The organism is Mesorhizobium sp. M7A.F.Ca.US.002.01.1.1 (assembly GCF_004022955.1).
Taxonomy (GTDB): Bacteria; Pseudomonadota; Alphaproteobacteria; order Rhizobiales; family Rhizobiaceae; genus Mesorhizobium; species Mesorhizobium ciceri.
Genome location: NZ_RZQE01000317.1, coordinates 1 through 6,958, shown reverse-complemented (window position 1 = coordinate 6,958; position 6,958 = coordinate 1). Strand labels below are relative to the sequence as shown.

At 64.8% G+C, this 6,958-nt stretch carries 8 protein-coding genes; 5 read left to right on the top strand and 3 right to left on the bottom strand.

What is annotated here, in order from left to right:
- From EN932_RS24920 to ptsP, 4 genes are all read left to right on the top strand, one after another.
- A partial coding sequence (locus tag EN932_RS24920; RefSeq protein WP_206618957.1) for a PTS glucitol/sorbitol transporter subunit IIC occupies nucleotides 1-231 on the top strand: 231 nt, incomplete at its 5' end.
- A 16-nt stretch (nucleotides 232-247) separates the two neighbouring features.
- Entirely contained in the window at nucleotides 248-1,249 is a 1,002-nt protein-coding gene (locus EN932_RS24915) for a PTS glucitol/sorbitol transporter subunit IIB (RefSeq protein WP_024503717.1), read from the top strand.
- Nucleotides 1,250-1,356: 107 nt separating this feature from the next.
- Complete coding sequence (locus tag EN932_RS24910) at nucleotides 1,357-1,737, top strand: PTS glucitol/sorbitol transporter subunit IIA (RefSeq protein WP_013529330.1); 381 nt, start codon at nucleotides 1,357-1,359, stop codon at nucleotides 1,735-1,737.
- Nucleotides 1,738-1,793: 56 nt separating this feature from the next.
- A complete protein-coding gene (ptsP, locus tag EN932_RS24905; protein WP_127385391.1) occupies nucleotides 1,794-3,773 on the top strand; it encodes a phosphoenolpyruvate--protein phosphotransferase in 1,980 nt (659 codons plus the stop codon).
- 14 nt (nucleotides 3,774-3,787) lie between these two features.
- Here the strand turns inward: ptsP and EN932_RS24900 are convergent, their stop codons facing one another.
- Entirely contained in the window at nucleotides 3,788-4,585 is a 798-nt protein-coding gene (locus EN932_RS24900; protein ID WP_127385390.1) for a hypothetical protein, read from the bottom strand.
- A 155-nt stretch (nucleotides 4,586-4,740) separates the two neighbouring features.
- Between EN932_RS24900 and EN932_RS24895 the strand changes: the two genes are divergently transcribed.
- Nucleotides 4,741-5,751 (top strand): sugar-binding transcriptional regulator, encoded by a 1,011-nt coding sequence (locus EN932_RS24895; protein WP_127370386.1) that lies wholly within the window; start codon nucleotides 4,741-4,743, stop codon nucleotides 5,749-5,751.
- On the opposite strand, the gene EN932_RS24890 is transcribed toward EN932_RS24895, so the two are convergent.
- A complete protein-coding gene (locus tag EN932_RS24890) occupies nucleotides 5,738-6,589 on the bottom strand; it encodes a TIGR01459 family HAD-type hydrolase (protein WP_127388400.1) in 852 nt (283 codons plus the stop codon). The genes EN932_RS24895 and EN932_RS24890 overlap by 14 nt on opposite strands.
- A partial coding sequence (locus tag EN932_RS24885; protein WP_245483321.1) for an FGGY-family carbohydrate kinase occupies nucleotides 6,586-6,958 on the bottom strand: 373 nt, incomplete at its 5' end. The genes EN932_RS24890 and EN932_RS24885, both read right to left, overlap by 4 nt.

Here is a 6,958-nt window from a genome sequence, read left to right as displayed (position 1 = left end):
CCCCCGCCGCTCGGCCTGTTCCCGCACATCAATCCCGGCGAGTATTTCGTCTGGGGTGGCATTCTCGTCGCGCTGCTGGAGCTGGAAAAGAAGGGCGTCGTCGTCGCCGGCTACCACGTCAAGGTGGCGATCTGGTACGCCATCGTCGGCCTCGTCGTCATCCTGCTCAAGGGCATGCTGACCGAACGCATCACCGCGATCATGGCACGCCGCCAAGGCGTCGAGCTGTAAGGGCGGGGAGGACATCATGGCCAAGACATATAAAGCCGTAAAGATCTCCCAGGGCAAAACCGGCTGGGGTGGCCCGCTCATCATCGAGCCGACCGAACAGCGCAGCAAGGTGGTTTCCGTCACCGGTGGTGGCATTCACCCGGTGGCGCAGCTCATCGCCGACATGACCGGCGCCGAGGCCGTCGACGGCTTCAGGGCACCGCCGATCGAAAGCGAGATGGCGGTTGTCGTCGTCGATTGCGGCGGCACCGCACGATGCGGCGTCTATCCGCGCAAACGTATCCCGACCGTCAATCTGACGCCGGTCGGTCAATCCGGGCCGCTGGCCCAGTTCATCACCGAGGACATCTACGTTTCGGGCGTGAAGCCGGCCAACATCACAATGGCGGACGGATCCGAAACGATCACGACTGCAGGGGGAGCAGCAGCGATGAGTTCAAGCAACAATGCGACCGCGGCACCACAGCCGCTGCCGAGCGAAGGTGGGCTGATCGGCCTCATCAGCACGATCGGCCGCGTCATGGGACGTATCGTCGGCATCTTCTTCAATGCCGGCCGCCGCACCATCGACCAGGTCATCCGCAACGTGCTGCCGTTCATGGCCTTCGTGACCATGCTCATCGGTCTGATCCTGTATACCGGGATCGGCGATGTGCTGGCGCAGCCGATGGGTCCGCTGGCCAACAACATCGTCGGCCTGCTGATCATCTCGGCGATCTGCGGCCTGCCGTTCCTGTCGCCCATCCTCGGGCCAGGCGCTGTCATCGCGCAGGTCATCGGCGTTGCCATCATCGGCCCGCAGATCGCCAACGGCACGATTTCGCCGGCAATGGCACTGCCGGCGCTGTTTGCCTACAATACCCAGGTGGGCTGCGACTTCGTCCCCGTCGGCCTGGCGCTCGGCGAGGCCAAGCCTAAGACGATCGAAATCGGCGTTCCGGCGGTGCTCATCAGCCGCCAGATCATGGGTCCGGTCTCGGTGCTGATCGCCTGGGTCGTCAGCCTGATCGTGTTCTAAGGCAATTCCGGGAAAAGCGCACAATGCTTTCCCTTGGAAATTGCGTCAAAACAAAGAGATAGTGCGGTTCACCGCTCTAGGGAAAGTTGAGAAATGAGGTTCGCCATATGACGGTTCTTTTGAGAACACGGGTCACTGCCATCGGCCCCGAAGTGGCGGACCTTGCCGAAGGGGGCGTGGTCATCCTGTTTGCGGATGGCTCGCCGCCGGAGCTTGCCGAGGTTTCGGTGCTCCACAAGGCGGAGCAGGGACCAAGTGACGGAGCGCCCGCCAAGGGCGCTTCGATCACCCTCGGCCCGGTTGCCGCTGTGATCACAGCGGTCGGCTCCAGCGCGTGGAGCAAGGTGCTGGAAATGGGTCATGTCGTCATTTCGTTCAACGGCGCTACCGAGGCCGAGAGACCGGGCGAGATCTGTGCGTCGCAAGTCGATCCGCAAGCGCTCGTGGCCGCCCTGAAGACCGGCGCGATCATCACCATCGCCGCCTGACAGCATTCGCGCCGCGGCCCATGTTGGGAGCGGCGCCCAAAACCAGAGTATTTGCCATGGAACGCTCGACCATCGTCAGAGTGCATGAAGGTTTGCACGCCCGTCCCGCGACGCGGTTCGTGAAGCTCGCCAAGGGCTTCGAATCCGACGTCGAACTGGTCAAGGACGGCAAGGCGGTCAGCGCCAAGAGTTCGGTCAAGCTGATGCTGCTGGCGGTCAAGGAGAACCAGGAAGTCACGGTGCGGGCGAATGGCGCCGATGCCATCGAGGCGCTCGAGGCGCTGATCGGCTATCTCGAGAATCCGCGGGCCGGCCTCGATGATGAAGCGGAAGCGCAGAGCCCAGCCAACGATGCCGGGCAGGAAGCGGCACCCGCGCCGGGATCCGTGCTGGCGGCACCTGGCGGGGCAAACCGCTTGCGTGGCGTGGCCGCCAGCGAAGGTTTCGCCGTCGGCCCGGCCTTTGCGCATTTCCCACCCGATATCGCTGGACAGGGCCGGATGTTGCGGGCCGAGGAGATAGAAGGCGAGATCGACCGGTTCCGCACGGCTGTCGGCGCCGTCCAGGCCCGCATGGATCATGCGTTGGCGCAGGACAGCCTGTCGGCTGGAGACCGCGGCATCGTCGCCGCGCTGCGCGATATCGCCGCCGACGACAGCCTGACTGGTGAGGCCGAGGGCCTGATCAAGGGCGGCAACGACGCGGTTTCCGCCGTCATCACCGCCGCCTCCACCATTGCCGCCGAGTTCAGCGCCGTCGACGATCACTATCTCAACGCGCGGGCGGATGACGTTCATGCGGTCGGGCGGCAGATTTGCCTGGTGTTGCTGGGCCAAGACGATGTCAGCCTCGAAAACATCCCTGAAGGCGCTATCCTGATCGCCGACGACATCGGCGCCTGGGATCTGGCACGCGCGCCGCTGAAGCGTATCGGCGGCGTGGTGTGCGGCCATGGCGGCGCCACCTCGCACATCGCCATCATCGCGCGCTCGCACGGCATTCCGGCAGTGCTCGGCCTCGGCGACCAGGTCAATGCCTTGCGTACCGCGCGAGACGTCGCGCTCGACGGCAATGCCGGCCATGTGATCATCGACCCCGACGAGGCGACCCGTGCCGATTTCGCCGGCCGCGTCGAAGCGGCGGCAAAGGAGCGCGCCGGGCTGACCATCTTCAAGACGGTGACGCCGAAGCTCGCGGACGGCAGGATCATCGAGGTGGCGGCCAATATCGGCTCACTCGAGGAAATCGAAGCGGCGCAAGAGGCTGGTGCCATGGGCATCGGCCTGTTCCGCACCGAGCTTTTGTTCATGCGCCATATGCATCTGCCCTCGGAAGACATGCAGGCCGAGACCTATGCGGCGCTGGCCAAGGCTTTTGCGCCTTATCCGGTCATTGTGCGCACGCTCGACATCGGCGGTGACAAGCCGATTGCCGGCATCGAATTTCCCGACGAGGAAAACCCCTTCCTCGGCTGGCGCGGCATCCGCATGTGTCTCGACCGGCCCGACATCTTCAAGCGCCAGTTGCGGGCGCTGTTGCGCGCAGCCGTGCACGGCAACATCAAGGTGATGCTGCCGATGGTGTCCGACATCTCGGAGGTCAGGCAGACGCGCGTGCTGGTTGACGAATGCACGGCCGAGCTGAAAGCCGAAGGCGTGCCGCACGCATCATTCGATCTCGGCGTCATGATCGAAACCCCGGCCGCCGTGCTGATCGCCCCGGCGCTGGCCAAGGAGGTCGCTTTCTTCTCGATCGGCACCAACGATCTGACCCAGTACATCATGGCCGCCGACCGGCTCAATCCGACCGTCGCCAAGCTCAACGATGTCACCAATCCGGCCGTCATATCGGCGATCGAAATGACGGCAAAAGCCGGCGTCGCCGCCGGTATCATGGTCGGCATGTGCGGTGAGGCGGCCGGCCGTCCGGATCTGATTGCGACCTTCGTGAAGATGGGGCTGACCGAACTCTCGATGAGCCCGGCTTCCATCCAGCGCGCCAAGAAAGCGATCATGGCCATGGCCGCCGAAGGCTAGCCCAGGCCGGCTGACTACGGCAGATGGGCAAGCAAGGTGGCGAAGACCGGTGTCAGCTCAGCGATCGGGTTTGCCTTGGCGCAAGCCTGAACGATGCGATCGTGGCGAATATCCGCCGCCAGGATGGCGATCTCCAGCATATCCGGCTCCGGCGCGCCGTCCCTGCCGGTGGTCGCCAGGCCGCAGGCCAAAGCGAGCGGCGCCAGGCAGCTTATGTCGAGCGCCCGGCCGCCCGCCGGCGTTCCCGGCACGGTCTCGGCAAAGCGAACGGGACGCTGATTGAGGCACTCGACCAGCAGCGCCGAGCAGGTGGCCGCGATTGCCTGCAGTCCGGCACCCGGCGCGGCCAATGCGGCCAGGAGATCGCCATGCCGCTTGCGCATCGTGGCATGGACGGCCGCGAAATCGGCTTCGTGGATGCGGGCATTGTCGATGTTCAGGCCGGCAAGCACCGCTTTGGTCAGATAATACATATCGCGCCGGAACAGGCGCTCGGCGTCCAGTTGGCGATCCTCGATGCCGACCGGGAAATAGGTGCCGAGGCCCTTCACCGTGGTGCCGTCCACCTTGATCGGGCGCTCATGCGGGACGAAAGCTTCGGCGATCGACAGTGCTTCGTCGACGGCACTCGCGGCATGGCTGAGCAGGCCTTCGATGCCCTTGCCTGGAAACGGTGGCAGATGGCTGGTTGCTTCGCGCAGGATGCTGGCATCGCCGCTGCCGTCATGGCGGCTCTGGCGGATGATTTCGCGGACTTCCCGCAGCCGGTCCTTCAGATTGACGCGGACATCTTCGGAGATTTGTCGGAGCATCGCGGATCGCCTTGAAATTTGCTGCGGATAGCCGACCGGGCAGCCGCCACTCTCTACATTGTTCCTATCGATAGGTAGATCAATAGGCGATACTAGACCAGCATGCAGAATCGGCGGCGGCGCCCTCGTCCGTCGCCGCAGGGGGAGAGACAGACTTGGGCAGACGACGACAGGGCGAAAGCGAAGACGGTCGAGGCGAGGCAACCGAGCAGGTCGCCAGCGAAAGCCGGACGGATCGCCTCAGGATTCGCGCCGCCTGGATGTATTTCGTCGAACAGATGACGCAGAACGAGATCGCCGACGTGCTCGGCGTCGGTCGCGTCACCATCGTGCGCATGCTGGCGGATGCCCGGGCGCGCAACGAAGTGAAGATCACCATCGAGAGCGAATTGTCGGAAATCGTGCGGCTTGAGCGCGCATTGGAGAAGACGTTCGGGCTGCAGCAGGCTCTGGTGGCGCCGCTTTCGGCAGCCGATGCCGATCCCATACCAGCGATCAGCGCCAAAACCGGCAGCTTCCTGTCGGACACGATGAAGTCCGGCATGCGGGTCGGTGTCGGCTGGGGGCAGACGCTGTTCTCGAGCCTGCCTTTCATCAGCGCCAAGTCGCTCACCGACTTCAAGGTGATTTCGCTGCTTGGCGGTGTCGGCGTTGTGCGCCGGGTCAACCCAGCCGAGTTCGCCTGGCGCTTCGCTCAGATATTCCAGGGCGACGGCTATCTGATGCCGACACCAGCCGTGGTCGACAGCGTCGAGACCAAGATCGCCCTGATCGAGCGCTGCGGCCTGCAGGAGATTTTCGAAATGGCCGACGTGCTCGATGCCGTTCTGCTGAGCGTCGGCGGGATCGCCTCGGCCACCACCTTCTCTCGTGGTGGCTTCCTCGAGGAGGCGGATCGGGAGGCCCTGCTTGCGCGTGGCGCCGTGGGTGACCTCCTGTTCCATTTCTTCGACCGCAACGGCGATCTGGTCGACCACCCCGTCAACAGCCACGTGATGTCGGTGGATGTCGACCGTCTGCGCAAGGCACCGATCCGCATCCTCACCTCCGGTGGCGAGGAGAAAACCGAAGCGCTGCTCGGCGCCATGACCCTCATCGCCCCAACCATCCTGATCACCGACGAGGAGAGCGCGCGGCGCATGCTGGAAGCGGTCAGCGGAAGCTGAAGCTGTCCATGATGTAGTCCGGCCAGGCCTGCTGTTCGTCGAAAACAGCGGCGAGATCCGGTGTGTCCGCCAGTATTCCGCTCAGCACCAGCGCGGTGGCGATGCCGGTGCTGTTTCCCCCCGATATGTCGTGTTCGACGCTGTCGCCGACGCAGACCACGGTGCCACGGTCCGGCTCGCCGGCCAGCGCCAGCGCGGCGTCGAAAATCGCCGTGTCGGGCTTGCCGATGCGGGTAACGCTGCCGCCCAGGCTCTCGTAGAGATCGGCCAGCCGGCCGGCGCCGAAGCGAGGGCCAACGGCCGTCAGCATGATGATGTCGGGATTGGTGCAGAAACACGGCACCCGCCGCTCCGCCGCCGGCGCGAACAGCCTGCGATAATGGTCAAAGTCAAAGCGGTCACCCTCGCTGGCCGCGATCAGCACCAGCTCGGCCTCATCGCCGGACCCGGTCAGCGCAAATGGCAGGCCTTCGATCGCGGAGCGGTCATTGTCGCGGCTGATCAGCAGGCATTTTGTCCCCGGGCGCAGCTTTCCCGACGCCGCCATCTCCCCAAAGGATCGCCACGCCACCTCGCCGGAAGAAACGAAATGATCCCAGCTTCCCGCTTCGAAGCCGAGTTTTATGAGCCGGCTTTCATTGGGCTGAGCCCGCCTGCCGGAGTTCGAAACCAGCACCACGGTCTTGCCGGCGCGTTTCAGCGCCGATAGCGCTGCCACTGCGCCTGGATAGGGCCGCGTGCCGTCGTGCAGCACGCCGAACTGGTCGAGCAGAAACACATTATAGCGCTCCGCCAGCGGCCCGAGGCCGTCGAGACGTTCGATCGTTTTCGCGCTCATAGGAGTCCTGCCCGGCTTGCACTCATCAGCGCCAGCCGCGCCGTGCCGGCGGCGGCCTCGTCGGAAAGCGCGGGCAGGAAATCGACGCCGAGCCTGCGACGCCGGATTGCCGTCCAGGCCGGGTTCGCTGCCCCGCCTCCGACGCTCCTGACCGATATCAGCGTGGGCGCGCCGAGTTCGGCAAGCCTGTCATAGCCGAGCGCTTCGATCGCGGCGATGCCTTCGAACATCGCTTTCAGATAATCGGCGTCGTCCGCCGGCCGCGGCGCAAGGCGAGGCGGCAGCGCCGGATCGGCGATCGGAAACCGTTCGCCCGTGGCGGGAAGCGGATAGTAATCGAGGCCGGTGCCCGTCTCCGGGGCGATTGTC